A 26,756-nucleotide genomic window follows, 5' to 3' on the forward strand; every position below is an offset into this window, starting at 1 on the left:
ACCTTTATCGCGGCGCGAAGTTCAGAAGAGGACCCCATGCCTGATCAATTCGCTCTTACGCTGCGGCAACGCGACGATCTCCGCACCATCGCTGCGATGATCATTCCCGCCAGCGACGAGTACAAGGTGCCTGGCGCGGACGATGCGGCGATCCAGGCCGACATGCTGGCGACGCTCGGCCGTGACACGGTACTGGTGCGCCAGGCGTTGGATCATCTGGCGCGGCTCGCCGGCCAGCCGCTCAGCGAACTCGATGCGGCGAAGCGCGATGCGGTCGCGCAGGAGTTTCGCAGCTCCGGCGGAGCTGCCGCTGCAACGCTCGTCCGCGTCGTGCTGCAATGCTACTACCGCGACGACCGTGTGCTGCGTTCGCTTGGGCTGGAGCTGCGCGCGCCATTCCCGAAGGGGCACCTGCTCCCGGATGGCGACTGGTCGCTGCTCGATCCGGTCAAGGCAAGAGCTGGAAGCCTGCGAAGGGCACCCTAGCAGCCCAGCCTTGCGCCCCGAGCGGGCCACTTGCGCTGGAGGCAACAGGCCACCATTTGTGTGAGCCTCAAGGACTCTCGCCATGCTGGATTTTACCTCGGATATCGCCGATGACAGCGCGTCATCGCGAACGACAGCGGCTGCCCCGGACAATGACCGGGCCCTGCTGGACGCCTATTCCAATGCCGTGATCGACGTGACCGACCGCGTCGGCCCTGCCGTCGTGCGCGTCGAGACCGGGCCGAAAGTGCCGAACGGCCGCGAGCGCGGCGGGCTCGGCTCGGGCATCGTGATCTCCCCGGACGGTCTGGTCCTCACCAACAGCCACGTGGTCGGCTCCGCCAAGGAGATCCGGCTGCGCGACGTCGAGGGCCATGTCGGCGACGCCCGAGTGCTCGGCGTCGACCCCGACACCGACCTTGCGCTGCTGCGTGCCAATGGCGTGCGCGACTTGCCTTACGCCGCGCTCGGCAACTCCAAGACGTTGCGGCGTGGCCAGCTCGTGATCGCCATCGGCAATCCGCTCGGCTTCGAGTCGACCGTGACCGCCGGAGTGGTCTCGGCGCTCGGGCGGTCGATCCGTTCGGTCAGCGGACGCACCATCGAGGACGTCATCCAGACCGATGCCGCGCTCAATCCCGGCAATTCCGGCGGCCCGCTGGTGTCGTCGAATGCCGAGGTGATCGGCATCAACACCGCCATCATCAACGGCGCACAAGGCATCTGTTTCGCGGTCGCCAGCAACACCGCGCAATTCGTGCTCTCGGAGATCATCCGCCACGGCTATGTCCGCCGCGCCTTTATCGGCGTTGCCGGGCAGACCGCGCCGATCCCGCGGCGGCACGCGGTGCTGGCCGGCGTCGAGAACAAGATGGGCGCGCTCTTGATGCAGATCGAGCCGGACGGCCCGGCCGGGAAGGCTGGCCTGCTGCCGGGCGACGTCGTCATCAGGCTCGACGGCGTCGAGATCAACGGCGTCGACGATCTGATCCGCGTGCTCGACCGCGACCGGATCGGCCGGCGTCTCGCCATGGACGTGCTGCGGCTCGGCCGCCTGCGGGCGATCGACATCGATCCGGTCGAGCGCAAGCCGGCGCGCTGAAACTTTGGTTGGCTAGGTGTAAGCCGAGGACGCCTTCCCCTCTCCCCGCTGGGGAGAGGTGAAGCGGCGGCATCGCGCTATAGCCTGTCTCTCCCCAGACGGGGTATGACAGGGACATGCCTCGCTCCCGGAACTCGGCCGCATGATGCCGACGCATGAGACCTACGACGTCATTGTCATCGGCGCCGGTGCGGGCGGCATGACGGCGGCGGCGGTCGCCGCTGCCGAGGGCCTTCGGGTGCTCGTGATCGAGAAGACCGCCTTCGTCGGCGGGACCACAGCCTGGTCCGGCGGCATGGTCTGGATTCCCGCCAATCCCAAGATGAAAGAGGCGGGGCTGTCCGACAGCATCACGGATGCCGTCCGGTATCTGTCGAGCACGGTGTCCGAGCCCGCCAATGCCGGCTTGCGCGCCGCCTTCCTCGCGCGGGGGCCGGAGGCTGTCGCCTATCTCGAGGCGAACACCGAGGTGCGGCTCCAGCCGGTGAGGACGTATCCGGATTACTATCCGGAACGGCTGGGTGCCACGGCCGGTGGGCGTGTGCTGGAGCCGGTCGCCTTCGATGGGACGCGGCTCGGCGCAAGCTTCGGCCGGCTGCGGCCGCCGCTGCCGGAGTTCACGCTGTTCGGCGGGATGATGGTCAACCGCCTCGACATCCCGCATCTGCGCCGGGTCGGCAAATCGCTGCATTCGACCTTGCGCGCGGCGCGGCTCATCTCTGACTACGCCTGGCAGCGGCTGCGCTCGCCGCGCGGCACGACGCTGCACCTCGGCAATGCGCTCGCTGCGCGGCTCTATGCCTCGTTGCTGGCGCGGCAGGTCGAAATCATCTTCAGCGCAGATGTCGAGGACTTGTCAGTGCAGGGCGAGCGCGTCGCCGGCGTGGTCATCCGCCACGGCTCCCGCGACCGCTCCATCGCCGCACGCCGGGGCGTAGTGCTCGCGACCGGCGGCTTCTCGCATGATGCGACCTTGCGCAAGCGCTTCTTCCCGGCAGCAGCGGGACATGTCTCGGCGACCAACACTGGCGGTACCGGCGACGGGCTTCGCCTCGCGAGCGCAAGTGGCGCCGCGCTCAATACGGAGGCGACGAGCCCGGCCTATTGGGTGCCGGCCTCGCTGTTCCGCCGCGCCGACGGCTGCCGCGGCGTCTTTCCGCACACGGTGACCGATCGCGCCAAGCCGGGCGTGATCGCCGTGAATGCGGCCGGCCGGCGTTTCGTCAACGAGGCGCTGTCCTACCACGAATTCGTGCTCGCCATGCTGCGCGATGGCAACGGTGGACCTGATCGTCCGTTCTATCTCATTTGCGACCGCAAGTTTCTCTGGAGCTACGGCCTCGGCCGCATCAATCCGTTCACGCGCTACCTCCGTCGCTACGTGGCGAACGGCGAATTGATCGAGGCTGCGGACATCGCGCAGCTCGCAGTGAAGATCGGCATCAAGCCGTCCGCACTCAACGCGACGATCGCGAATTACAATGCCGATGCAAAGGAGGGCCGCGATCCCGAATTCGGTCGCGGCAGCACCATCTATCAGCGTCATCTCGGAGATGCCGCTCACAAGCCTAACCCCTGCGTTGCGCCGATCGTCCGTGCCCCGTTCTTCGCGATGCGGATCTATCCCGCCGATCTCGGCACGGCGATCGGCATGAAGGTCGATGCGCAAGCCCGCGTGCTGCGCGAGGACGGCACGCCGATCGCCGGTCTCTATGCCTGCGGCAACGACATGGGCTCGATCATGAATGGCAACTATCCAGGCCCGGGGATCACGCTCGGCCCGGCGCTGACGTTCGGCTACATCGCGGGGCGGCATCTTGCGGAGGGTGGTGCGCCGCGCGAGACGGCGAAAGAGCAGGCGTGACGCGCGCCGCTCGCTTCACCTCGCCCCGCTTGCGGGGAGAGGTCGGATCGCATCGATAGATGCGATCCGGGTGAGGGGACTCTCCGCGAGTGCAACTGTCACCGTCCCCGCGGAGACTCCCCCTCACCCCAACCCTCTCCCCGCAAGCGGAGAGAGGGAGAGGGAGAGGGACATCACTCCGCCGCAGCGGCAAAGCGGCTGTTTTCCAGCTCCGCCTCCAGCCGCGCCTTCTGGGCGGCCGCCTGCTTGATGTTGGCTTCCTTGACATGCCCAAAGCCGCGGATGGTTTCCGGCACCCGGGCCAGCCGCGCCAGCAGCGGGATCTGCGCCGCCTTCAGCCCGGTGATCCGCTGATCGATCATCGCCAGATAGTCCTCGATCAGCTTGCGCTCGGTCCGGCGCTCCTCGGTGCGGCCGAACGGATCGAACGCGGTGCTGCGCAGGAACTTCAGCTTCGCCAGCATGCGGAAGGCGTGGATCATCCAGCCGCCGAATTCCTGCTTCTGCAGGCGACCCGTCGCCTTGTCGCGCTTTGCGAAGATCGGCGGGGCCAGGTGGAACTTCAGCGTGAAATCGCCGTCAAACTTCTCCGCGACCTTCTTGGCGAAGCTGCCGTCGGTATAGAGCCGCGCGACCTCGTATTCGTCCTTGTAGGCCATCAGCTTGAACAGGTTCCTGGCCACGGCCTCGGTCAGCTCGGTAGAGGCCGGCAAGGCAGCGGTTTCCGCCTTGCGCACCTTCGTGACGGCCGCGAGGTAGCGATCGGCGTAGGTCTGGTTCTGATAGGCGGTCAAAAACCCTGCACGGTTTGCGATCACATCGTCGAGCGACTTCGTCGGTGCGGATGTCCGGCTCTTGAACTGGAGCACGCTGCGCACCCGTGACATGTCGTGGGCGGCGAGGCGTCCCCAGGTGAAGGCGAGCTTGTTCATCTCGATCGCAGCGCCGTTGATCTCGATGGCGCGGAGCAACGCCTCCAGCGACAGCGGGATCGCGCCCTTCTGGAAGGCGAAGCCGAGCATGAAGGGGTTGGTGGCGATCGAGTCGCCCATCAGCGCGGCGGCAATGCCGGTGGCGTCGACGATGTCGAGATTCTTGTCGCCGATCGCGTCGCGCAGCACGGTCTGCATCGCGCCCATCTCGAAATCGAGATCGGGATTCTGGACGAAGCTCGCGGTCGGCTGCAGATCGGCGTTGATATAGGCCTTCGTCACGCCGCGCTCGGCGCGGCAGAGCGCGGTCGGTCCTGCCGAGACGATCATGTCGCAGCCGAGGATGACGTCGGCGCCGCCGGTGGTGATGCGGACCGCCGAAATGTCTTCCGGCTTCGGCGCGATGCGCACATGGCTCATCACCGCGCCGTTCTTTTGCGACAGGCCGGTGAAGTCGAGCGCCGAGCAGCCGCGCCCGTCGACGTGGGCGGCCATGCCGAGCAGCGCGCCGATGGTGATGACGCCGGTGCCGCCGATACCGGTGACGAGGATGTTGTAGGGGCCATCCAGCTCTCGCGCCGGCGGCAGGGGCAGGTCGGCGAACAATTGCCCGGAATCGACCGCTGACGTCTTGATGCGCTTGAGCGTGCCGCCATGCACGGTGACGAAGCTCGGGCAGAAACCTTCGACGCAGGAATAGTCCTTGTTGCAGTTCGACTGGTCGATCTGGCGCTTGCGGCCGAACTCGGTTTCCAGCGGCTGCACCGAGACGCAGTTCGAGGCCTGCGAGCAATCGCCGCAGCCCTCGCAGACGAGCTCGTTGATGAAGGCGCGCTTCTGCGGATCGGGATAGAGCCCGCGCTTGCGGCGGCGGCGCTTCTCCGCAGCGCAGGTCTGGTCGTAGATGATGGCGGTGAGGCCCTTGATGTTGCGCAACTCACGCTGCACGGCATCGAGCTCGCGGCGATGATGAATCGTCGCGCCTTGCGGAAAGTAGTTGCCTTGCGGGTACTTGCTCGGATCGTCGGAAACGATCGCAAGCCGCTTCACACCCTCGGCCCAGACCTGGTGCGCGATCTGAGCGACGTTGAAGCTGCCCTCGGCCGGCTGGCCGCCGGTCATTGCGACAGCGTCGTTGTAGAGGATCTTGTAGGTGATGCTGATGCCGGCGGCAGACGCGGCACGAAGTGCGAGAAGCCCGGAATGCGTGTAAGTGCCGTCGCCGAGATTCTGGAAGATGTGCTGCTCGCTGGTGAAGGGCGCTTGCCCGATCCAGTTCACGCCTTCCGCGCCCATATGCGAGATCAGATCGGTGCGGCGGCTCGGCATGCTCAAGGCCATGCCGTGGCAGCCGATGCCGGCCATGGCGCGGCTGCCTTCGGGCACCTTGGTCGAGGAGTTGTGCGGGCAGCCCGAGCAGAAGAACGGCGTGCGCGCCAGCTTGATCGGCGTGCTGGTGGTGACGGGATTCTCGAACGCCTCGAGCCGCGCCAGCCGCTGCTCCAGCATCGGGCTGTGATGACCGAGCCGGCGCAAGCGCGCCACCAGTGCGGAGGCGACAATGGTCGGCGTCAGTTCGCCCTCGCTCGGCAGCAGCGGCGCGCCGCGTTCGTCGCGCTTGCCGGTCACGGTCGGGCGCCTTGAGGCATCCACATTGTAGAGGATGCGCATGAGCTGGTCTTCGATGAAGCCGCGCTTCTCCTCGACGACGAGAACGTCCTGAAGGCCTTCGGCAAAGCGCCGCGCGCCGCTCTCCTCCAGCGGCCAGGTCATCGCGACCTTGTAGATGCGAAGACCGAGATCCATCGCATCCTTGTCGCTGATGCCGAGATCGGCGAGCGCTTGGCGCAAATCGAGATAGGCCTTGCCGGTGGCGAGGATGCCGAGCCGCGCGGGCTTTGAATCGAGCACGATGCGGTCGAGCTGGTTGGCGCGGGCAAAGGCCTGCACCGCGGCCAGCTTCGGGCCGAACAGGCGCTTCTCCGCGTCCAGCGGCGGATCGGGCCAGCGGATGTTGAGACCGCCGGGCGGCATCTCGAAATCCTCGGGCAGCTTGATCTGGATGCGCGCGGGATCGCTATAGATCGAGGCCGAGCTCTCGACGGTCTCGCCGATCGCCTTGAAGCCGACCCAGCAGCCGGAGAAGCGTGACAGCGCGAAGCCGTAGAGGCCGAGGTCGAGGTAGTCCTGCAACGTCGACGGGTTGATCACGGGGATCAGCGCCGCCGCGAACACCTGCTCGCTTTGATGTGCGAGCGTCGAGGACTGGCAGCCGTGATCGTCGCCGGCGAGCGCCAGCACGCCGCCATGGCGCGAGGTGCCGGCCGAGTTTGCATGCTTCAGCGCATCGACCGAGCGATCGACGCCGGGGCCCTTGCCGTACCAGATACCGAACACGCCATCGACCTTGGCGCCGGGGAACAGCCCGACCTGCTGGCTGCCCCACACCGCGGTCGCGGCGAGATCCTCGTTCAGGCCGGGCACGAAGGCGATGTCGTGCGCCTGCAGGAACGACTTCGCGCGCCACAGCGCGTGGTCGTACATGCCGAGCGGGGAACCGCGATAGCCCGAGATGAACCCGCCGGTGTTGAGGCCGGCAAGCCGGTCACGTTCGCGCTGCAACATGGGCAACCGAACCAGGGCCTGCGTGCCGGACAGGTAGATCCGCCTCGATTCGAGCCGGTATTTATCCTCCAGCTCGACCTGCAACAGCGTCATTTCGGAAGTCCTTGTCTTGTGTTCGGCGTGGGGTTTGCGCTGCGGAAGGGATTGCGGCTAGCGCGAAGCGGATTGTGACAGTCAAAAGCATGCGTCCGTGAAGTCAATATCGCTGGCCGCATCCGTGGCGCTCCTGCTAGTCATGGCTGCCTGTGGAGAGACGCCATGACCGCGAACGCATTCGATACCGAGATCACCGAGACGGCCGAGGCCCTGATCGGGCCGTGGCGCCAGCCGCGCCAGATGCTCCACGCGCAGGTCTACGACGCGCACGCCTCGATCCACGACGACGCCACCGCGCAGAAGCTCGGCTTCAAGGGCGGCACCATCGAGGGCCCGACGCATTTCAGCCAGTTCGCGCCGCTCGGCGCACGGCTGTGGGGACGGACCTGGTTCGAGACGGGTTGTCTCTCAGCGCATTACCGCAATGCCTGCTTCGAGGGCGAGGAGGTGCGGGCGATCCTGTCGAAGCCGCTGCCCGGCACGAGCCAGTGCCCGATTCAAATGGTCAAGCGTGACGGCACCGAGGTGCTGCGCGGCTCCGCCTCTGTTGGTGATCCGCCCGCCGCGACGGCGCTGGAGACGCGCCTCACCGAGCTCAAGCCGCTCGCCGATCCCGTGATCCTGCGCGACGTGAAGGTGGCGCAGACGATGAAGCGTCAGGCGGCGCGCATGGCGTTCGACCAGAACATGGGTGACCTCTATCCGTTCTCGCTGCGGCAGAAGCTCGCCGTCATCACCGAGAACTCGTCCTATTATGCGAGCGCGGACAATCCGTGGCGTAAGGCCATCATTCCGATGGAGATGCTGAGCGTGCTGTTCCAGTACCGCTCCAAGGACGATCCGCTGCCGGCCAAGGGACCGGCCGTCGGCCTGTTCGCCGATCAGGAGATCAGGCTCTTGAAGGGTCCGCTCTTCGTCGACGAGGAGTACGAGGTCGAGCGCGAAGTGGTCGCGCTCTCCGGCAGCCGCCGTACCGAAAGCGCCTGGGTGAAGACGCGCGTGTTCGACAAGGCGAACACGATGGTCGCGACCATGCTGCTCAACATGGCGACGATGAAGGACTCCTACGCGCCGTATGAGGAGGAGTATCGCAAGCTGTATGGGGCTGGGCGGTAGGCGCCGCTCGTCATTCCGGGGCGCGACGAAGTCGCGAGCCCGGAATGACGAGCAGTGGGAGCGTCAGCCACTGCTCATCATTTGAGCAGGTGTCTGTGGCAGAGTCAGCCGCGTGGAGAGTGAGTATCCGTCAGCTCCCGGCGTAACGTTCTGAGCAAACAGCGAATTCCCTCACGGCTCTCGCGCGCCCGCCATTGTACACAATGGCACGGCGCTTGCAGAATTCGAGGTAGAGCGAGTTCTCGCGGGGGCTTGGCGTCATGTTGAACTCAACCAAACCGACATCGGGCGTCGTCCATGCCGAGCCCGAGCCGATCAGGCTCGACTGGTCGACCACTGCGCTTCTCATCATCGACATGCAGCGCGATTTCCTCGAGCCTGGCGGCTTCGGCGAGACGCTCGGCAACGATGTCAGCCAGCTCGGGCGCGCGGTAAAGCCGGTCCGTGCCGTGCTCGATGCGGCACGTGAGAGCGGCATGCCGGTGATCCACACCCGCGAAGGGCATTTGCCCGATCTCTCCGACGCGCCGCCCGCGAAGATCGAGCGCGGCGCGCCGTCCTTGCGCATCGGCGATCCCGGTCCGATGGGCCGCATCCTGATCCGCGGCGAGGCCGGCCACGATATCATCCCCGAGCTTTATCCGCTCGACAGCGAGGTCGTGATCGACAAGCCCGGCAAGGGGGCGTTCTACGCCACCGAGCTCAGTGATGTCCTGGAGAAATATGGCATCGAGACTCTGCTGGTGTGCGGCGTCACGACGGAGGTGTGCGTCAACACCACCGTGCGCGAGGCCAATGACCGCGGCTATCGCTGCCTCGTCATCTCGGACGGCTGCGCGTCCTACTTCCCCGAATTCCACGAGATGGGCCTCAAAATGATCAAGGCTCAGGGCGGCATCTTCGGCTGGGTCACGGACTCGGCCGCGGTGCTGGAGGCGTTGAAGGCTTCGGGCGTGTCACCTTAGCTTACTGCGGCATAACCAGTCGAACTCCTCAGGATGAGGATTGAGAGCTGAGCAACTACCCGCCCTTGACCGCCCCCGCCGTGAGTCCGGCAACGATCTGACGCTGGGCGAGCACCGTCAGCAGCAGCACCGGGAAGGTGACGATCAGCGCGGCGGCTGCGAGCGGTCCCCAGCTCAATTGATCGAACGAGATCATGTTGTAGACGGCAACCGGCAGGGTGCGTGTCTCGCGTCCGGCCAGCACGATGCCGAAGACGAAATTGTTCCAGGAGAAGATGACGGCCAGGATGAAGGCGACCGCGATTCCCGGCCGGGCGATCGGCAAGGCGACGTGGCGGAAGACCTGCCAGCGCGTGGCGCCGTCGATCAACGCTGCTTCTTCCAGCTCCAGCGGCGTCGTCTCGAAATATCCGATCATGATCCAGATCACGATCGGAACGGTCACCACCAGATGGATGATGATCTGCGGCACCAGCGTGCCGAGCAATCCCAGCCACTGAAACAGCAGGAACAGCGGGATCAGATAGGACAGGCCCGGCGTGATGCGGGCGATCAGGATCACGATCGCGGATTTGTGCGCGGCCATTCGCGCGATGCCGTAGCCGGCGGGAACGCCGACGAGCAGCGCGAGCGCCGTCGCGCTGCCGGTCACGACGAGGCTGTTGATGAAATAGGTCAGGAAGCGGTTGGAGGCGAGCACGTCGGCATAGTTCTTCCAGGCAAAGTGCTCGGGAATGAACACCGGCGGGTAGGCGGCGTTGTCGACCTCGAACTTGAGCGAGAGCGAGAGCATCCACAGGAAGAACAGGATCGCCGGCGACACGATCACGAACACCGCGAACCACAGGCCGATCCTGCCAATGATCTGACGTGGGTTCATGCGCCGCTCGCGATTTCGGTCCACAGCATGCGCTGGCGCGCGTAGAGCATCACGGCAGCGAGTGCGACGATGAGGAGGAAGAACACCACCGCGATCGCCGAACCATACCCGAGGTCGTAATAGGTGAAGGCGACGCTGTAGAGGTAGATGTTGATCGTCTCCGACGCGGAGCCCGGCCCGCCTTGCGTGATCGCGAAGATGATGTCGAAACTCTTCACCGCATCGATCATGCGGATCATGCCCGCGATGAACAGAAACGGCATGATCAGCGGCAGAGTGATGAAGCGGAACACCTGCCAGAAACTGGCGCCGTCGATCTGTGCGCTCTCATAGGGCTCGGTCGGGATCGCGGCGAGGCCGCCGAGCACGATCAGCATCACGAGCGGCGTCCATTGCCAGGTCTCGACCAGCACCAGCGAGGGGATCACGGTCGCGGGGTGAAATACCCAGAGCTGCGGCGGAATGCCGACCAGCGACAACAGGTAGTTGAGCACGCCGAGCTGCGGATGGAACATCATGGTCCAGACCAGCGCGATCGCAACGGGTGTCGCCATCATCGGCATGATGAAGACGCCGCGCAAAAAACCGCGCCCGGCGAATTTCTGGTGAAACACCACGGCCGCAAGCGTGCCGAGCACGAGCGGCAGCAGCACCGAGAGCACGGTGTAGACCAGCGTATGTCCCACCGCCTCGAGGAAGCGGGGATCGCTCGTTAGCCGCAGATAATTGGAAAGCCCGACGAAGGTGGTCGGCGAACCAACCTTCCACTCGTTCAGGCTCATCCAGATGGTGAAGACCCACGGGAAGATGATGATGGCGAGCACGACGACCAGCGCCGGCACCACGAACGGCCAGTAGGACGGCGGCCGCAACTCCTTCTCCGGCGCGGCATCTGATCGAGCCGCCGCCGGAGTCGATTGTGTCAATGCACTCACGCCTTTTCGCTGCGCTCCAGGATCGGCCGGAATTGCTCGTGCGCCTTCTTCAACTCGGTCGCAGGATCGGCGCCCGACAAAGTCGAGGTCAGCGCCGCGCCGACGAGATCGCGGAATTCGGCGACCGGGATCACCACGGGCAGGCCCAGCTTGCTGATCTTGGCGGAATCGATCACCGACTGCAGCCACTCCTTGGGCATCTTCACGCCCTTCTGGATCTCGGGATCGTTCAGGATGGAGTTGCGGAACGGCACGCCGCCGCCGGCCTGCAACAGCCTTGCGCCCTGTTGCTTCGAAACCATCCATTGGCATAGCAGATAGGCGGCTTCCTTGTTCTTGCTGGCGGCTGCAATGCCGATGCCGTCGCCATAGGTGGCCGAATACTGACCCTTCGGTCCGGCGGGTACGACGGTGTAGCCGACCTTGCCGACCACGCGCGAGGCGGCCGGATCCTCCAGCGGCGGCGCCCAGCCGACGCCATCGATCCACATCGCCGAGCGTCCTTGCGTGAACGAGGCCATCGACTCCATCCAATTGAAGCCGGCAACGCCGGGTGGAGCGACCTTCGTCAGCAGCGTCTGGTAGAGTTTGGTTGCCTCGATCGCCTCCGGGCCATCGGTCAGGATGTTGCCCTTGGCGTCGAGGAATTCACCGCCATAGTTGAGGAAGAAGTTGGTCCACAACGTCATGTTGGCGTTGCGCAAGCCGCGACCCACGAAGCCGTAGGTCCCTTCCTTGGGATCGGTCAGCTTCTCGGCGGCCGCGACCATCTCGTCGAGGGTCTTGGGCACCGCGACGCCCTTCTTCTGGAACAGCTCCTTGTTGTAGTAGAGGATGAAATAGTCGACAGACCACGGCAGGGACAGCATCTGGCCCTTGTCGTTCTTGGCGTATTGCAGGCCGGCGGCCGAGAAATCGCTCTCGACGAGATCGGGCGCGGTCAGCGTCGGATCCTTCATGTAGGGCGTCATGTCGGCGAGCCAGCCGGCCTTCTCGAACTGCCGCTTCTGCACGTGGTAGCTGAGATGCACGACGTCGAAGCTCGGCCGGCCGGAGGTGAGCTCGATCACGACCTTCTGCCGCTGCTGCTGCTCCGGGATCTGTTCGGATTCGACCTGGATGCCGGTGAGGTCGGTGAATTCCTTGACGTATTTTTGCAGATTGTCGCCGCGTGGACCCTTGGCGAGGATCACCTCGAGCTTGGTCCCGGCGTATTTCTTCCAGTTGACCTCGGCGCGCGCCGGAAGTCCGGTGAGGCTGAGCGCGCCTGCCGCGGCGGTGCCCTTCAAGAGCGTGCGGCGCGAGATGTTGTGGTTGGCCACTTTGGTCCCTCCCTCTGATTCATTGTCATCTTTGGGAGGGATACTAGCGACCGTGCCACGCCTGCCTAGTCCCAATCTACGGATCAGGGACGCACGGCCGGCGTTTCCATCGGCAGGCCGCGCGCCCGCGACATCAGATAGAGCTCGAGCGCAACCAGCTCGGGCGAACCGTAGTCGTAGGCTTGCGCGCGCACGCCGGTCATGCAGCTGCGTAAGCGTCGCTCGAGCGAGCCCAGGGTTTGCCATTCCAGGCGATAGAGCGGATAGCCGGTCGGCTGCGCTTGCGTGATCGGCGCGCCCGCGAGACGCTTGTCGAAGTTGTCGTCGTGGCAGTTGGTGCATGCGAGGTTGAGCTGGCCCTCGCGCCGCATGAAGAGATCGCGGCCCTGCGCGACGAAGGGTTTTAGCTGCGGATCATCGCCGGCCGTGATCGCGACGCCGCGCGACTGGTGCGCGACGAAGGCGGACAGCGCCAGGAGGTCGCGGCTCTCGTAGGGCAGTGGTGTTGCCTGCTGGTGATCGGCGCGGCAGAGGTTGATGCGCTGGTCGAGCGTGACGGGGTGGCCGAGCGATTTGTCGAAGGCGGGATAGCGCGCAGCGACACCTTTCATGCTGCTCCGCGCATCGCCATGGCAGTCGGCGCACGCCTTGTCGGCGCTGCCGGCCTTCTTCGTCCACAGCGCCTCGCCGTCGAGCACGAACAGCATTCCCGGATTGGACGTGTCGTCGTCCTGCATGGCGCGCGTGTCGGGGCCCATGAAGGAATAGCCGGATCGCCGCGCTTCAGGCGGAATCTCGCCGGCAAGCAGGGCAGGGGCCGCAGCACACAGTGCCGCCAGCGCTATCGCACGCCAAAAGCTCATTCGACGGTGATCGATGCCGACGTGGTGGACGAATAGCCGTTGTCGCCGATCCACTCGAAATCGAACCTGCCGCTCTCCTTCGCGACCGTGAAGAACGACAGGTATGGATTGGCCGCGATGGCCGGATAGAGATCGGCGCGAAAGATCTCGGTGCCGTTGTAGCGACAGGTGAAGCTCGTGATGATGTCGCGCGGCACGAGATCTCCGGCCGCGGTGCGGCGAAAGCCGGTCTCCATGATGTGCGAGGTCAGCGTGCGGATCTCGATGACGTCACCGCGCCTGGCTTTTGCCGGAACGTTGATCAGGGCTGCAGCCATCAGTTCACTTCCTCGGTGCAGGCGGCGAGCGTCACGACCACGTCGGCGGCGACCTGCCAGAAAGAATCGTCGGAGAGGCGGGCGATCGCGACCACCTTCTGGCTGTCGGCGAGTCGGATCCGGGTCGAGACCTGGGCGCGTCCCGACGAGGGGCCGAGATGGAAATTGCCGATGTTCGGCTGCGGGTTCTTTTCGTTGAAGACGTGGATGCTCTTGACGTAATCGGTTGCCGTCATCGGGCTTGCGACGCTGACCGTCATCGGCACGGTGTTGCCGTTCTCGACCAGCGGTGGAATGTCGAGCTTCACCTTGCCGGTGCGGATCGGTGCTTCGCCGACGACGTTGCGGATCGCTGTGTTGAGCATCGCGGGCGTCGCCTCGAGCGGCCGCAGCGTGACGATCGGAATCGTTCCGGCGGCCGTGACGGTTCCGGCAAGACTGAGGAATTGTCGTCGCGTGGTTCGCATGGATGGTGCTAGTCCCGAAGCGTTGCAAGAAAAGCCACGATATCCTCGATCTCCGTGGCTGACAGGATCGGCTTGCCGGCAAAGTTGCGGCCGACGCGAACGAGCCCATCAGCGCGATAATACGACGGCATGATGGTCTCTGGGTTGAAGTGCGACGCATCGACCAGACGAAGCCGCAACTGGCTCACCGACCACCGGTTCCCCGCACCCGTGAGGTCGGGTGCTAGATCGCCCTGGAACCGCGTCTCCGGGAATGGTCCGGAATGGCAGAGGATGCAGGTCGTCGTGCGCGCGAGAACCAACGCGCGGCCGCGCGTGGCATCACCGGGTGCACCCGTGAGCGATTCCGGAATGCCGTCGCCGGCGATCCTGTAGGGCACGGGCCCCTCGGCTTGCGCGCCTGTGGCGAACACGAGGCTTGCTGCAATCAGCGCCGCAACCGCGCGTGTTCGGCGTGATGACCTAGGTGGCCACATGGTCCGCTTACCTCTCCCGCTTGCGGGGGAGGTCGCGCCGAAGGCGCGGGTGGGGGCTCTCGCCACATCGGGAGTGTCGATTGCGGAGGCACCCCCACCCCAGCCCTCCCCCGCAAGCGGGAGAGGGAGCGCACCTTCTTCGCGGCTGGCAAACAAATCTGATCTCATCGTGTTCTAGCCAAAGCAGTCCGCCGTGACGGTTTGAAACCAGCGCTCCGCTTCGGCGGCCTCGCGGGCACGCAGCTCGCGCGGCGCATCGACCGGACTCGTGGCACCACCTTCGACCTCGGCATAGATGTCGCCTTTCGGCTGATAGTTGCCGGCGAGCGAGAAGCCGTAAGCCGGCGCCACGGTGTTGTAGCAGACGCCGGTGAGCCGCGGCGTCTCCGGCGCGCGGCCTGCGAACAGGTTGACGATCGCGGCTGCGCAAGCCTTGCCTTGTGCGCTCGCCGCGGATGCCGATTTGGGAATGCCGCCGCCAAGACAGGCGTCGCCGATGACCTGGATGTTCGGCGCAAGCTTCGATTCAAAGGTCACGGGATCGATCGGGCACCAGCCGGTCGCATCCGTCGCGCCGGCGATCTCGGCGATGCGGCCTGCGCGCTGCGGCGGAATGACGTTGGCGACGTCAGGGGTGTAGTTGCCGAACTCGGTGACGATGGTCCTGGTCGACGGATCGACCGAGGTGACGCGGCCTCCTTGCGACAGCGCGACGCGTTCGATCATATCGCCGTAGAGCTCCTTCCATGCCTTCTCGAACAACCGTTGCTGGGAAAAACTGTCCTTGGCGTCGAGGATCAGCACTTTCGAGCGTGGCTTCTTCGTCTTCAAGTAATGCGCGATCAGGCTGGCGCGCTCGTAGGGGGCCGGCGGGCAGCGCGACGGATTGGCCGGGATTGCGATGGCGACGAGGCCGCCATCCTCCATCGCCTCCAGCTGCTTGCGCAGCAGCAGCGTCTGCGTGCCGGCCTTCCAGGCATGCGGCATCTTCTCCGATGCGGCCTCGTCGTAGCCGGGCAGACCCTCGAAGTGGAAATCGATGCCGGGCGAGAGCACGAGACGATCGTAAGGAAGCGAGGTGCCATCGGCTACGGTGACGGTTCGCTGCTGCGGATCGACCTTGGTCGCAGCCTGGTTGACAATACGAACGCCTTCGGCGCCGAGCCTGTCATAGCCGAACTGCTGCAGCTCGATGTCGCGCAGGCCCGCGATCACCTCGTTGCTGAACGGGCAGGCGGTGAACACCTTGTTCGGCTCGATCAGCGTGACCTGCAACGTCGCATTGGCCCGCTTCAGCGCGCGGGCACAGGCGGCGCCGCCGAAGCCGCCGCCGACCACGATCACGCGGCCCGCGGACTGCGCGCGCGACATCGAAGACCGCGCCAGCGCCGCGGCTGCCGCGATGCCGAACACGGCATTCCGCCGTGTCATCGGGCGCCTCGTCATGAGCATCATCCGGACAAAAGGATGCGGCGGCCCTCTTCTTGGGCCGCCGCAGCCGTCTCAAGCGAAGGTGATGTTCTGATCGCGCAACGGTACCGAGCGGATGCGCTTGCCCGTCGCCGCGAAATAGGCGTTGAGCACCGCCGGTGCCGCGACGCCGATGGTCGGCTCGCCAACACCGCCCCAGAACCCGCCGCTCGGCACCATCACCGCCTCCACTTTCGGCATCTCGTTGATGCGCATCGAGTTGTAGGTATCGAAGTTGGTTTGCTCGATGCGGCCGTCCTTGACGGTGCAGCCGCCGTAGAACAGCGCCGAGAGGCCATAGACGAAGGAGCCGGCGATTTGCCGCTCCACCTGCGCCGGATTGACGACGTAGCCGGGATCAGTGGAGGCGACGATGCGATGTACCTTGATCTTGCTGCCGTCGGTCACCGAGATTTCGGCGGCGCCCGCGACATAGCTGCCATAGCCCATGACTTGCGCGATGCCGCGATAGACGCCCTGCGGCGCCGGCTCGCTCCAACCGATCTTCTCCGCCACGGCGTTGAGCACCGCCAGGTGCTTGGGGTGATTGCCCATCAGCTTGCGGCGGAATTCGAGCGGATCCTGGCCTGCGGCATGGGCCAGCTCGTCCATGAAGCATTCCATGTAGATCGCGTTGTGATTGACGTTGACGCCGCGCCAGAAGCCGGGCGGAACGTGCGGGTTGCGCATCGCATGCTCGATCAAGAGGTTCGGGACCGAGTAGCCGAACGCTGCTTCGCCGGATTGGGCGACGCCCTGGAATGCGGCCGGATCCATGCCGTTTTGCAGCGCCTCGGGGCGGAGCGAGAACAGGATCGACTGTCCGGACAGGCGGTAGTGCAGCGCGACCAGATTGTCGTTGGCATCGAACGCGCCGGTCATCTTGCACTGGGTGATCGGGTGATACCGGCCGTGCGCCATGTCCTCTTCGCGTGACCACAACAGCTTGATCGGTGTGCCCGGCATCTGCTTGGCGATTGCGACGGCCTGGCGGACGTAGTCCGTCATGCCGCGCCGGCCGAAGCCGCCGCCGGGCATCACCTTGTGCACATCGCACTTCTCCGCCGGCAGGCCCGAGGCTTCCAGCACCGCCGCGAAGGCCGCCTCGCCATTCTGCGTACCGCACCAGACCTCGCATTTGTCCGCCGTGTAGAGCGCGGTGGCGTTCATCGGCTCCATGGTGGCATGGTTCTGGTAGGGATAGTTGTAGACGGCCTCGATCTTCCTGGCGGCGCCGGCGATGGCCGCTTTGGCGTCGCCGTTCTTGTTGCCGACATAGGCCGGTTGCTCGTTGTCGAGGCCCTCAGTCAGCCATTTCGCAATCGATTCGCTTGAGACCTTGGCGTTGTCGCCCTCGTTCCAGACGATCGGCAGCGCTTCCAAGGCGGTCTTGGCGTGCCACCAGGTGTCGGCAACGACCGCGACCGCGGTGTCGCCGACTTTGACGACCTTCTTGACGCCTTTCATGCCGGTGATCTTGGCTTCGTCGAAGCTCTTCACCGTGCCGCCGAACACTGGGCAGTCCTTGATCGCGGCGTTCAGCATGCCCGGCAGCTTGACGTCGATGCCGTAGATCATCGTGCCGGTGGTCTTGTCGGCAGTGTCGAGGCGCTTCACGCCTTTGCCGATCAGCTTCCAGTCCTTCGGGTCCTTCAGCTTGACATCGGCCGGCGGTGTCAGTTTCGCCGCAGCCTCGGCGACCTTGCCGTAGGTCGTGGTCTTGCCGGACGGCGTATGGGTGATGACGCTGTTGGCCGCCGTGCATTCGGAGGCCGGCACCTTCCATCCATCGGCCGCGGCCTGGATCAGCATCACGCGCGCGGTGGCGCCGCCCTTGCGGACATAGTCTTGAGAGCTGCGGATGCCGCGGCTGCCGCCGGTCGAGAAATCGCCCCAGGCACGCTTGCGGGCGACGCTCTGGCCGGGAGTCGGATATTCGGTCGTGACCTTGGTCCAGTCGCATTCCAGCTCCTCGGCGACGAGCTGGGCGAGGCCGGTCAGCGAGCCCTGGCCCATCTCTGAGCGCGCAATACGGATCACGACGGTGTCGTCGGGCCTGACCACGACCCAGGCATTGATCTCGGGCGAGCCGTCGGCCGCGCGGACCACGGCCGGGCCGCCGAAGGGGATATCGAGGCCGATTGCCAAGCCGGCGCCGAGCGTGGCGCTTCCGATCACGAAGGCACGGCGATTCATGCGGGGCGAAACGTGCTTGTTCATGGGGGCGGCTCCTTATGCGCTTGCGATCGTGTGGATCGCCTCGCGCACCTGCTGGAAGGTGCCGCAGCGGCAGATATTGGTGATGGCCTCGTCGATGTCGGCGTCGGTCGGTTTCGGCTTCTCATTCAGGAGCGCCGCCACCGCCATGATCATGCCGCTCTGGCAATAACCGCATTGCGGAACGTCCTGGGCGATCCAGGCCTCCTGCACCTTGTGCAGCGTGCCGCCGGCTGCAAGCCCTTCGATAGTGGTGATACGCTTGCCCTCGGCCTCGCTGACGGATATGCCGCAGGAGCGGGTGGCGACGCCATCGATATGAACGGTGCAGGCGCCGCATTGTGCAATGCCACAGCCATATTTTGTGCCGGTCAGTCCGGCATTCTCGCGAATCGCCCAGAGCAGTGGTGTGTCGGGTTCGACGTCGAGCGTGAAGGTTTTTCCGTTGATTGTTAGGTTTGCCATCGCAGTCCCCTGATTGGCCCAATCCACCGATTGGACTCAGGGGAACAATGTGTCCGGCAAACTGGAACTGTTCAAATCAACAGTCTGAGGGGGAATTGCCGAAGATTCTCGCGGGCACGGGAAGATTATGGATCGGGCGGTGTTGCCCCGCGCGCCGGGGCGGGCGGCGCGACCCCTCTGTGAACGGCGGTATATGGCCTCGGGCGCCGTTCGCGTGCGTTCCGCGCCTAGGAATTAGCGACAGTTTGTCCCTTTGGTGGGGGTGCAAGACGGAGCCGCTTTGAATACAGTGCGGCGAAGCAAAATGGGGTTCCATGAACGTGACACGCTCCTGCAATGTGCTGATGCTCTATCCGCTCTTCTCGGCGGAGTCCTTCTGGAGTTTTGGCGAGTCCTGCAAGCTGATGGGCGTCCGGCGTCCCGCGGCGCCCCTGGGCCTGATCACCGTCGCCGCAATGTTGCCGGAAAGCTGGACGGTCCGGCTGATCGACTGCAACACGGCGGCCTTCAATGATGACGATCTTGCCTGGGCCGATGTCGTCTTCACCGGCGGAATGATGCCGCAACAGGCCGACACGCTGCGCCTGATCGAGCTGTGTCGCGCCGCCGGCAAGCCGGTCGTCGTCGGCGGTCCAGATCCGACGTCGAGCCCCCACATCTACGAAAGGGCCGACTTCCAGGTGCTCGGCGAGGCCGAGAGCGTCATCGACGCGTTCATCGAGGCCTGGGACAGCGGCGCGCGCTCCGGCGTATTCACCGCACCGAAGTTCCAGGCCGACGTCACCAAGACGCCGGTGCCGCGCTTCGACCTGCTCAAATTCGAGGATTATCTCTATCTCGGTGTGCAGTACTCACGCGGCTGTCCGTTCACCTGCGAGTTCTGCGACATCATCGAGCTCTATGGGCGCGTTCCGCGGACCAAGACGACCGCGCAGATGTTCGCCGAACTCGAGACGCTCTACCAGATGGGCTATCGCGGCCATCTCGACTTCGTCGATGACAATTTCATCGGCAACAAGAAGTCGCTGCGGCAGTTCCTGCCGCAACTCGCCGAATGGCAGCGCGCGCACGGCTATCCCTTCGAATTGTCGACCGAGGCCTCGGTCAACCTCGCCGATGATCCGGAGTTGCTGGATCTGATGGGCAAGGCCAATTTCTTCGGCATCTTCGTCGGCATCGAAAGTCCGGATCCGGCGACGCTGGTCGCGATGCGGAAAAAGCAGAACACGCGGCGCAACATCGCCGAGAGCATCCACAAGATCTACGCCGCCGGCATGCTCGTCACCGCGGGCTTCATCGTCGGCTTCGACAGCGAGAAGGTCTCGATGGCGGAGGCCATGATCGACTTCATCGAGGAGGCCGCCATCCCGGTCGCCATGGTCGGCCTGCTCTATGCCTTGCCGAACACGCAGCTCACGCGTCGCCTCGCCCGCGAAGGCCGGCTGCATCCGGGCCACGATGTGGCACCGACCATCGGCGCCGATCAGTGCACGAGCGGGATCAACTTCGATCCGGTCCGCCCGCTGCGCGACATCCTCATGGACTACAAGCGGGTGCTGGAGCACGTCTACAGCCCTGCGGCCTATGCGAGGCGTATCGATCGCCTGATGACGCTGCTCGATCGTTCTAGACAACGCCATGAACTGGCCGAGGGCGACATCCGCGCGAAGATCGGGGCGATGGAGACCGTGCACCGTGTGGTCACGGCCATCCCCGAGGCACGCGAACCGCTCTGGCAGACCTTCCTCAACTGCGCCAAGCGCGACACGTCATCGGCGCGAATAGCCGTGCAGATGATCGCGGCCTATGCGCATCTCGGGCCGTTCTCGCGCAAGGTCATCGATGCCATCGATACGCGTCTGGCCGCGCTGGATGAGCCCATGGCAGAGGTGGCGACCGCCGACGCGAGAACGGCCTGATCTCCAAACGACCGGCAGTGCTTCTTGCGCTGCCGGCCGCTCTATTTCACCGCAAGCCGCAGGAAGCTCATGACGCTGCCGAGGGCGGCAAAGCCTGCGCCGAGTGCGAGCGCCATGGTCGCGCCGTTGTGGCCGCCGAGCGCGAAGCAGAGCGCGGCAAGCGCTGCGCCCGTGGTCTGGCCGGTCAGGCGCGCGGTCGCGACGATGCCCGAGGCGCTGCCGCTGCGATGCGGCGGGGCACTTCCCATCACCGCCTTCATGTTCGGCGCCTGGAAGAAGCCAAAGCCCATGCCGCAGATCACCATCCGCCAGATGATGTTGGGGATGCCCGGGTTGGCCGGCAGCAAAGCGAGCAGCGCCATGCCGATGCCGAGCAGCACGAGGCCGATGCCGCCCAAGAGTCCGACCGGATGGCGATCGGACAGGCGGCCGGCGATCGGCGCCATGATGCCGACCACCAGCGGCCATGGTGTCATGAAGAAGCCGGTCTCGACCTGCGAGCGGCCTAGCACGTCCTCGAAATAGAAAGGCAGCGAGACGAAGGCGAGGCCCTGCACCGCGAAGGAGCAGACCGCGGTTGCCGCGGACAGCGCGAACATCGGCCGGCTGAAGAGGTCGATCGGCAGCATCGGCGCGGGATGGTCGGCATGCCGGCGCGTCAGAATCACGCCGAGCACGAGCGCCGTGCCCAGTTCGACCACGACGAGGACAGGCGAGAGATTGTGCGCCGCGCTGCCAATTCCAGTGATGAACAGGCCGAGGCAGACCGCCGCCAGGAGCGCGCCGAGAAAGTCGAAGCCGTGATCCGCCCGAGGCGTCTTCGGCAGCATGGTAAAGCCGATGCCGATCGCGACGAGGCCGAAGGGAATGTTGACCGCGAACAGCCACGGCCACGGACCGATCGCCAGGATGGCGGAGGCGATCGAAGGCCCGAAGGTGAAGGCGGTCGCGACCACGAGCGCGTTATGGCCGAAGCCGCGGCCCTGCATCCGGCCGGGATAGACGTAGCGCACCAGCGCCGTGTTGACGCTCATGATGCCGCTGGCGCCGAGCCCCTGCAGCGTGCGCGCCACCAGCAGGCTCGGCAGCGACCACGCCACCGCGCAGAGCAGCGAGGCGATGGTGAACAGCACGAGGCCGCCGATATAGATGCGCTGATGGCCGACGATCTCGCCGAGTGCGCCGAGCGGCAGCAGCGTCGCGACCAGCGCGATCTGGTAGACATTGACCACCCAGACCGACTGCTCCGGGCTGACATGCAGGTCGGCGGCGATGGCGGGCAGGGCGATGTTGGCGATCGCGGTGTCGAGCGAGGCCATCGCCAGCGCGGTGAAGATCGCCGCAATCGCCCAGCGCCGGCGCTCGGCCGGCAGGCCGTCGGCGATGGGGGCATCAGGCTCGCGCGCAGCCGCAGGTAACGTGATTGTCATTGCCTCGCGCTTTTCTCCGGCGGCATGGCGTCAATGGTGCTTCCGGCATGTACTACGGCCGGGCGGCCTGCCACAGGTATGTGCGTGCATGCGGTGTATGCGCGAAGATCGGGCGATGATCGCGCGCCATGGCGTATGATCGCCCGGGCGGACCTTAGGGGATGATCGATGCAAATTGCCGTGCTGCCGGGTGACGGCATTGGACCCGAGATCACTGCTGCTACCACGGGCGTGCTGCGCGTGGCGTCCGAACGCTTCCAGCTCAATCTGAGGCTGGAGGAGCATCCCATCGGTCATGCCAGCCTCAAGCAGTTCGGCACGACCGTGCAACCCGGGCTTCTCGATGTGGTGCGCGCGGCCGATGGCCTGATCCTCGGTCCCACCGCGACCTTCGACTTCAAGGACGAGGCGCGCGGCGAGATCAATCCGTCACGATATTTCCGCAAGAGCCTCGACCTCTTCGCCAATGTCAGGCCGGCGCGCACCTATCCCGGCAGGCCCGGCCGGCTCGGCGAGTTCGACCTCGTCGTAGTGCGCGAGAACACCGAAGGGTTTTATGCCGACCGCAACATGGAGCAGGGCAATGGCGAGATGCTGGTCACGCCCGATGTCGCAATCTCGCTGCGCCGGATCACGCGGTTGTGCTGCGAGCGCATCGCGCACGCGGCCTGCCGTCTGGCGATGAAGCGGCGCAAGCATCTCACCATCGTGCACAAGGCCAATGTGCTCAAGATCGGCGACGGGATGTTTCTGGACATCTGCCGCGAGGCGGCGAGCACCTATCCGGGCCTTGCGGTCGACGACATCCTGGTTGACGCCATGATGGCGCATGTCGTGCGCAACCCCGAGCGCTTCGACGTCGTGGTCGCCACCAACATGTTCGGCGACATTCTTTCGGACCTGACCGCGGAATTGTCAGGCAGCCTCGGTCTCGGCGGCTCGCTCAATGTCGGCGACCGCCATGCCATGGCGCAGGCGGCGCATGGCTCGGCGCCCGACATTGCCGGGCAGGACATCGCCAATCCGGTGTCGCTGATCCTGTCGACCGCGCTGCTGCTGGCCTGGCACGGCGAGAGGAGCGGAGCTGGGCGCTATGAGGAGGCGGCAAGCGCGATCGAGGCCGCGGTGGCAAAGGCGATCGCGGAGGGGCGGGCGACGCGCGATGTGGGCGGCAAGCTCGGCACGATCGCGGCGGGTGCGGCGATTGCGGAGATATTGCAGGCGAAGTGAGCTGCTTCCTCGCCCCGCCCAGGGGGGCTCAGAACAAAAAATCGAAAACAACCCCATGCAAAGTAGAAATGGCCTTGGCCGGCCGGCGGTTTTTGAGCTGCGCGACGACGAGTTGACACGTCGGGCAAAACACCAGCACGATGCTATCGTGGCGCCGATCGGGGGAGAAGAGCAGGTCGTGCGTTCATGGATGTGCGACGTCCGCTTCCAGGGAGGGGGCAGACTTTCGCAGGCAACTCCTGTACTTCGCCCAATGCGGATATTTTGCTGGCGGGCGTCGATGACAGCTCGCAAATGCAAGGCCGACATCCGCCGCGGATATGCGAACTGCACATGGTCTCTCGTTCAGTGCCCTCATGGTGGCTTATGGTTGAATCTGTACCTGTCGTTGGAACCAGACCGACGGGCGGTGATTGCCTCCGATCAAATCTGGAGGGACAATCATGACACGTACAGCCTTGCTTCTAGCTGCAATAGTCGCCTTGATCGGCTCAACCGCTCACTCCGCCCTGTCGGCCGGCGTGAAGGTCACGCCGCTTGGGAGCCACGACGGAGAGTTCTGCGCGCTCGACCGCGCCCTGATCTTCGAAGACCCCGACGGCACGCGAATTCTCTACGATGCAGGGCGCACTGTACGCGGACCTGACGACCCGCGGCTGGGAAAGATCGACGGTGTGTTGCTGAGCCACGTCCATGGCGATCATCTGGGCGACATCCATTCGGCAACAGCAAATGCGGGCGAATGTGGTCAACCGGAATTCGACGTCAAGGATACGCCAAGCTCGAACACGGAGAAGATCGTAGTCGCGAAGAAGGCGAAGTTCTTCGTGGGCGGCGAGATGAACAGCTGGTTCGGGACGAGGATTCCGGCAGCCGGCGGCGATAAGGCGCAAGTTGTCACGCTCCGCTTTGGCGCCATGAACAAGCTTGGCGGCGTCTCCATTTGGAGCGTGCCGGCGGCGCATAGCAACGGTGTCAGTCCGGCCTTTCTCACCGGCGATCTCGCCAAGGAGATGCAGACAAACGGCTTGACCGCCTACGTTGGACCTCCGGGCGGCTACGTGCTTCGCTTTTCCAACGGACTCACCGTCTATCTCTCAGGGGATACCGGCGTGATAGCGGATCAAGAACTCGTTGTGCGGCGTGGATTTCAGGCCAAGCTTGCCGTCTTGAATATAGGCGACGTGTTCACGACCGGACCGGCGCAGGCGGCCTTCGTGATCAATGAACTGGTGCAGCCGACTGCGGTCATTGCCTCTCATGCGAATGAAGCGGCGACCAAAGACGGTAAATTGCTGCCCAATACGAAGACGGCGGCCTTCAAGGCTGGGGTCCATGTACCGGTCTATCTGCCGTTAAGCGGGAAGACCATGGAGTTCGACGCAGACGGCAAGTGTACCGGCGGCTGTTGAGCTTGCCGACGTTCTCCTCGACCAGAAGAATGGTCCATCCCGCCAGCTTCAGCTTCTTCAACGCCATGAAGAGCTGACAGGTAAGCACTGGCGACAGTCCGGGCGCCGATGATCAAAATGGCGCTGGATCGCCCATCCGCCCGCGCGTGATCGCTAACGTCTGCTGTTCGCCACCCGAGAGAGCCGGCGGAGCTATTGCACCGCAAGATCCAGGATTGGTCGCGGGGGCGACATCGAGTTCGTAGCGTTCCCCCGTTCGGCGCTTGGCGATCGAAATTCGGTCTGGCCGCACGTGTCCCGTTCGGATTTCGAACGGACGGAAATGGGCTCCCGTGGCCAACACTTCAATGACTGCAAGCGCTTAAATCCAGGAATCCGATCTGGCACGCAATCTGCGTTTCTCCCCTTGCTCTCGCGCGCCTTACGGCGGGGAGCAGAACAAAGTCTGACATTGGGAGGGAATGCATGAGTGAGTACAACGGCAACGGCGCGCGCAAGCACGAAAGCCTGGACGCAGTGGTGATCGGCACGGGAGTTGCGGGCCTCTACCAGCTCTACAAGCTGCGCGATGAGCATGGCCTCAAGGTCAAAGCCGTGGATACCGCCACGGGCGTCGGCGGCACCTGGTACTGGAATCGCTATCCGGGAGCGCGCTTCGACTCCGAGGCCTACATCTACCAGTACCTGTTCTCGGAGCAGCTCTACAAAGGCTGGAGCTGGAGCGAGCGTTTCCCCGGCCAGCCGGAGATCGAAAGGTGGCTCAACTACGTCGCCGACAAGCTCGATCTGCGCAAGGATATCCGGTTCAGCACGACGATCACGAGTGCCGTCTTCAACGAGGCGACGCAGCGCTGGACGATCACGACCGACAAGGGAGACACCATCGACGCGCAGTTCCTGATCACCTGCTGCGGGATGCTGTCCGCGCCGCTGACGTCGGTGTTTCCCGGACAGGACAGGTTCAAGGGCGTCCTCGTCCATACCGGCCGCTATCCGAAGGAGAAGCTCGATCTCGCCGGCAAGCGCGTCGCCGTGGTCGGCAACGGCGCCACGGGCATTCAGGTGATCCAGACCATCGCCGGCGAGGTCGGCAGCCTGAAGGTGTTCGTGCGCACGCCGCAATACATCATTCCGATGAAGAACCCGAAATACGGTCCGAAGGAGGTCGAGGCCTACAAGGCGCGGTTCGAGGAATTCCGCAAAACGCTGCCCCACTCGTTCACCGGCTTCGAATACGACTTCACCAACGGCAATTGGAAGGATCTCACGGCGGACCAGCGTCATGCCGTTCTGGAGAGGATCTGGGACGAAGGCTCGCTGCGGCTGTGGCTCGCCTCATTCGTCGAGATGTTCTTCGAGGAGGATGTCAGCGAGGAGATCTCCGAGTTCGTCCGCAAGAAGATGCGCGCGCGCCTGAAGGACCCCAAGCTCTGCGAGGCGCTGATCCCGACCGACTACGGCTTCGGCACGCATCGGGTCCCGCTCGAGACCAACTATCTGGAGGCGTTTCACCAGGCGAACGTCGAGCTGGTCAGCGTCAAGAACAACCCGATCAAGCGGATCACTCCCCAGGGTATCGAGCTCACCGATGGAACATCGTATGGGCTGGATGTGATCATCCTTGCGACCGGCTTCGACGCCGGCTCGGGCGCATTGACGCGCATCGACATCCGTGGCCGCGACGGCCGCTCGCTGAAGGACGAGTGGAGCCGCGACATCAGGACCACGATGGGGCTTCAGGTCCACGGCTACCCGAACCTCTTCACGACCGGCGCGCCGCTGGCACCGTCGACGGCGCTCTGCAACATGACGACATGCCTTCAGCAGCAGGTCGAGTGGATCAGCGATTGTATCGCGTATCTGAAGAAGAACCAGTTGAGCGTCATCGAGCCCACGAAGGAGACACAGGACGCCTGGGTCGCGCACCACGACGAGATCGCGAACACGACTCTCGTGACCAAGACGAACTCCTGGTACATGGGCTCGAATGTCGAGGGCAAGCCGCGCCGTCTGCTCTCCTATATCGGCGGCGTCGGCACCTATCGCCAGAAGTGCGACGAGGTCGCCTCTTCGGCCTATCCCGGCTTTGCCAAGCAGTGAACGACACAAGGGTCGCGGGAGCGCGGCCCTTGCTTTTCGCATCCCCAAAATTCGACGGAGGAAACAC

The 26,756-nt window shown here is 64.8% G+C and carries 21 protein-coding genes; 9 read left to right on the top strand and 12 right to left on the bottom strand.

Features of this window, described 5'->3' with window-relative positions:
• Window positions 1–36 precede the first annotated feature (36 nt).
• From K289_RS0103265 to K289_RS0103275, 3 genes are all read left to right on the top strand, one after another.
• Complete coding sequence (locus K289_RS0103265; protein ID WP_027550157.1) at window positions 37–486, top strand: hypothetical protein; 450 nt, start codon at window positions 37–39, stop codon at window positions 484–486.
• 82 nt (window positions 487–568) lie between these two features.
• Window positions 569–1,588, top strand: coding sequence for a S1C family serine protease (locus K289_RS0103270; RefSeq protein WP_027550158.1), 1,020 nt, complete (start codon window positions 569–571; stop codon window positions 1,586–1,588).
• 142 nt (window positions 1,589–1,730) lie between these two features.
• The gene (locus tag K289_RS0103275) at window positions 1,731–3,452 is read left to right on the top strand and encodes an FAD-dependent oxidoreductase (RefSeq protein ID WP_027550159.1); all 1,722 of its coding nucleotides are present in this window, start codon (window positions 1,731–1,733) and stop codon (window positions 3,450–3,452) included.
• Between the two features lie 173 nt (window positions 3,453–3,625).
• Here the strand turns inward: K289_RS0103275 and K289_RS0103280 are convergent, their stop codons facing one another.
• Window positions 3,626–7,102 (bottom strand): indolepyruvate ferredoxin oxidoreductase family protein, encoded by a 3,477-nt coding sequence (locus K289_RS0103280; RefSeq protein WP_027550160.1) that lies wholly within the window; start codon window positions 7,100–7,102, stop codon window positions 3,626–3,628.
• Window positions 7,103–7,267: 165 nt separating this feature from the next.
• Between K289_RS0103280 and K289_RS0103285 the strand changes: the two genes are divergently transcribed.
• Both K289_RS0103285 and K289_RS0103290 read left to right on the top strand, forming a co-directional pair.
• Window positions 7,268–8,221 carry a hypothetical protein gene (locus K289_RS0103285; RefSeq protein ID WP_027550161.1) on the top strand — a complete coding sequence of 318 codons (954 nt, stop codon included), beginning with the start codon at window positions 7,268–7,270 and terminating at the stop codon, window positions 8,219–8,221.
• Window positions 8,222–8,481: 260 nt separating this feature from the next.
• Window positions 8,482–9,186: a cysteine hydrolase family protein gene (locus tag K289_RS0103290; protein ID WP_027550162.1), complete on the top strand. Its 705-nt coding sequence runs from the start codon at window positions 8,482–8,484 to the stop codon at window positions 9,184–9,186.
• A gap of 55 nt (window positions 9,187–9,241) precedes the next feature.
• On the opposite strand, the gene K289_RS0103295 is transcribed toward K289_RS0103290, so the two are convergent.
• The 10 genes from K289_RS0103295 to K289_RS0103340 all read right to left on the bottom strand — a co-directional run bounded on the left by K289_RS0103295 (window position 9,242) and on the right by K289_RS0103340 (window position 18,598).
• Window positions 9,242–10,066: a carbohydrate ABC transporter permease gene (locus K289_RS0103295; protein ID WP_027550163.1), complete on the bottom strand. Its 825-nt coding sequence runs from the start codon at window positions 10,064–10,066 to the stop codon at window positions 9,242–9,244.
• Window positions 10,063–11,001, bottom strand: coding sequence for a carbohydrate ABC transporter permease (locus tag K289_RS0103300; protein ID WP_027550164.1), 939 nt, complete (start codon window positions 10,999–11,001; stop codon window positions 10,063–10,065). The genes K289_RS0103295 and K289_RS0103300 overlap by 4 nt, the downstream gene beginning before the upstream one ends.
• Window positions 10,998–12,323, bottom strand: a complete 1,326-nt coding sequence (locus tag K289_RS0103305; RefSeq protein WP_027550165.1) for an ABC transporter substrate-binding protein — start codon at window positions 12,321–12,323, stop codon at window positions 10,998–11,000. The genes K289_RS0103300 and K289_RS0103305 overlap by 4 nt, the downstream gene beginning before the upstream one ends.
• Window positions 12,324–12,406: 83 nt before the next feature.
• Window positions 12,407–13,186 (bottom strand): sulfur oxidation c-type cytochrome SoxA, encoded by a 780-nt coding sequence (soxA, locus tag K289_RS0103310; protein ID WP_027550166.1) that lies wholly within the window; start codon window positions 13,184–13,186, stop codon window positions 12,407–12,409.
• Window positions 13,183–13,503, bottom strand: a complete 321-nt coding sequence (gene soxZ / locus K289_RS0103315) for a thiosulfate oxidation carrier complex protein SoxZ (RefSeq protein ID WP_027550167.1) — start codon at window positions 13,501–13,503, stop codon at window positions 13,183–13,185. Before soxZ ends, soxA begins: the two co-directional genes overlap by 4 nt.
• Window positions 13,503–13,970, bottom strand: a complete 468-nt coding sequence (locus K289_RS0103320; protein WP_027550168.1) for a SoxY-related AACIE arm protein — start codon at window positions 13,968–13,970, stop codon at window positions 13,503–13,505. Before K289_RS0103320 ends, soxZ begins: the two co-directional genes overlap by 1 nt.
• Window positions 13,971–13,978: 8 nt before the next feature.
• Window positions 13,979–14,446 carry a sulfur oxidation c-type cytochrome SoxX gene (gene soxX / locus K289_RS0103325; protein WP_051310492.1) on the bottom strand — a complete coding sequence of 156 codons (468 nt, stop codon included), beginning with the start codon at window positions 14,444–14,446 and terminating at the stop codon, window positions 13,979–13,981.
• Between the two features lie 174 nt (window positions 14,447–14,620).
• Window positions 14,621–15,901 (bottom strand): NAD(P)/FAD-dependent oxidoreductase, encoded by a 1,281-nt coding sequence (locus tag K289_RS0103330; RefSeq protein WP_084788539.1) that lies wholly within the window; start codon window positions 15,899–15,901, stop codon window positions 14,621–14,623.
• Window positions 15,902–15,949: 48 nt separating this feature from the next.
• Window positions 15,950–18,136: a xanthine dehydrogenase family protein molybdopterin-binding subunit gene (locus tag K289_RS0103335; RefSeq protein ID WP_027550171.1), complete on the bottom strand. Its 2,187-nt coding sequence runs from the start codon at window positions 18,134–18,136 to the stop codon at window positions 15,950–15,952.
• 12 nt (window positions 18,137–18,148) lie between these two features.
• Window positions 18,149–18,598 carry a (2Fe-2S)-binding protein gene (locus tag K289_RS0103340; RefSeq protein WP_027550172.1) on the bottom strand — a complete coding sequence of 150 codons (450 nt, stop codon included), beginning with the start codon at window positions 18,596–18,598 and terminating at the stop codon, window positions 18,149–18,151.
• A 314-nt stretch (window positions 18,599–18,912) separates the two neighbouring features.
• Here K289_RS0103340 and K289_RS0103345 point away from each other — a divergent pair, with 314 nt between their 5' ends.
• A complete protein-coding gene (locus K289_RS0103345) occupies window positions 18,913–20,517 on the top strand; it encodes a B12-binding domain-containing radical SAM protein (protein WP_027550173.1) in 1,605 nt (534 codons plus the stop codon).
• Window positions 20,518–20,558: 41 nt separating this feature from the next.
• Here the strand turns inward: K289_RS0103345 and K289_RS0103350 are convergent, their stop codons facing one another.
• Window positions 20,559–21,947, bottom strand: a complete 1,389-nt coding sequence (locus K289_RS0103350) for an MFS transporter (protein ID WP_027550174.1) — start codon at window positions 21,945–21,947, stop codon at window positions 20,559–20,561.
• A 168-nt stretch (window positions 21,948–22,115) separates the two neighbouring features.
• Between K289_RS0103350 and K289_RS0103355 the strand changes: the two genes are divergently transcribed.
• From K289_RS0103355 to K289_RS0103365, 3 genes are all read left to right on the top strand, one after another.
• Window positions 22,116–23,177, top strand: a complete 1,062-nt coding sequence (locus tag K289_RS0103355) for an isocitrate/isopropylmalate dehydrogenase family protein (protein WP_027550175.1) — start codon at window positions 22,116–22,118, stop codon at window positions 23,175–23,177.
• A 443-nt stretch (window positions 23,178–23,620) separates the two neighbouring features.
• Window positions 23,621–24,589 (top strand): MBL fold metallo-hydrolase, encoded by a 969-nt coding sequence (locus K289_RS0103360; RefSeq protein ID WP_027550176.1) that lies wholly within the window; start codon window positions 23,621–23,623, stop codon window positions 24,587–24,589.
• Window positions 24,590–25,054: 465 nt separating this feature from the next.
• Window positions 25,055–26,689: an NAD(P)/FAD-dependent oxidoreductase gene (locus tag K289_RS0103365; RefSeq protein WP_027550177.1), complete on the top strand. Its 1,635-nt coding sequence runs from the start codon at window positions 25,055–25,057 to the stop codon at window positions 26,687–26,689.
• The last annotated feature ends 67 nt before the right edge of the window (window positions 26,690–26,756 follow it).

This window comes from Bradyrhizobium sp. Cp5.3 (assembly GCF_000426265.1).
GTDB lineage: Bacteria > Pseudomonadota > Alphaproteobacteria > Rhizobiales > Xanthobacteraceae > Bradyrhizobium > Bradyrhizobium neotropicale.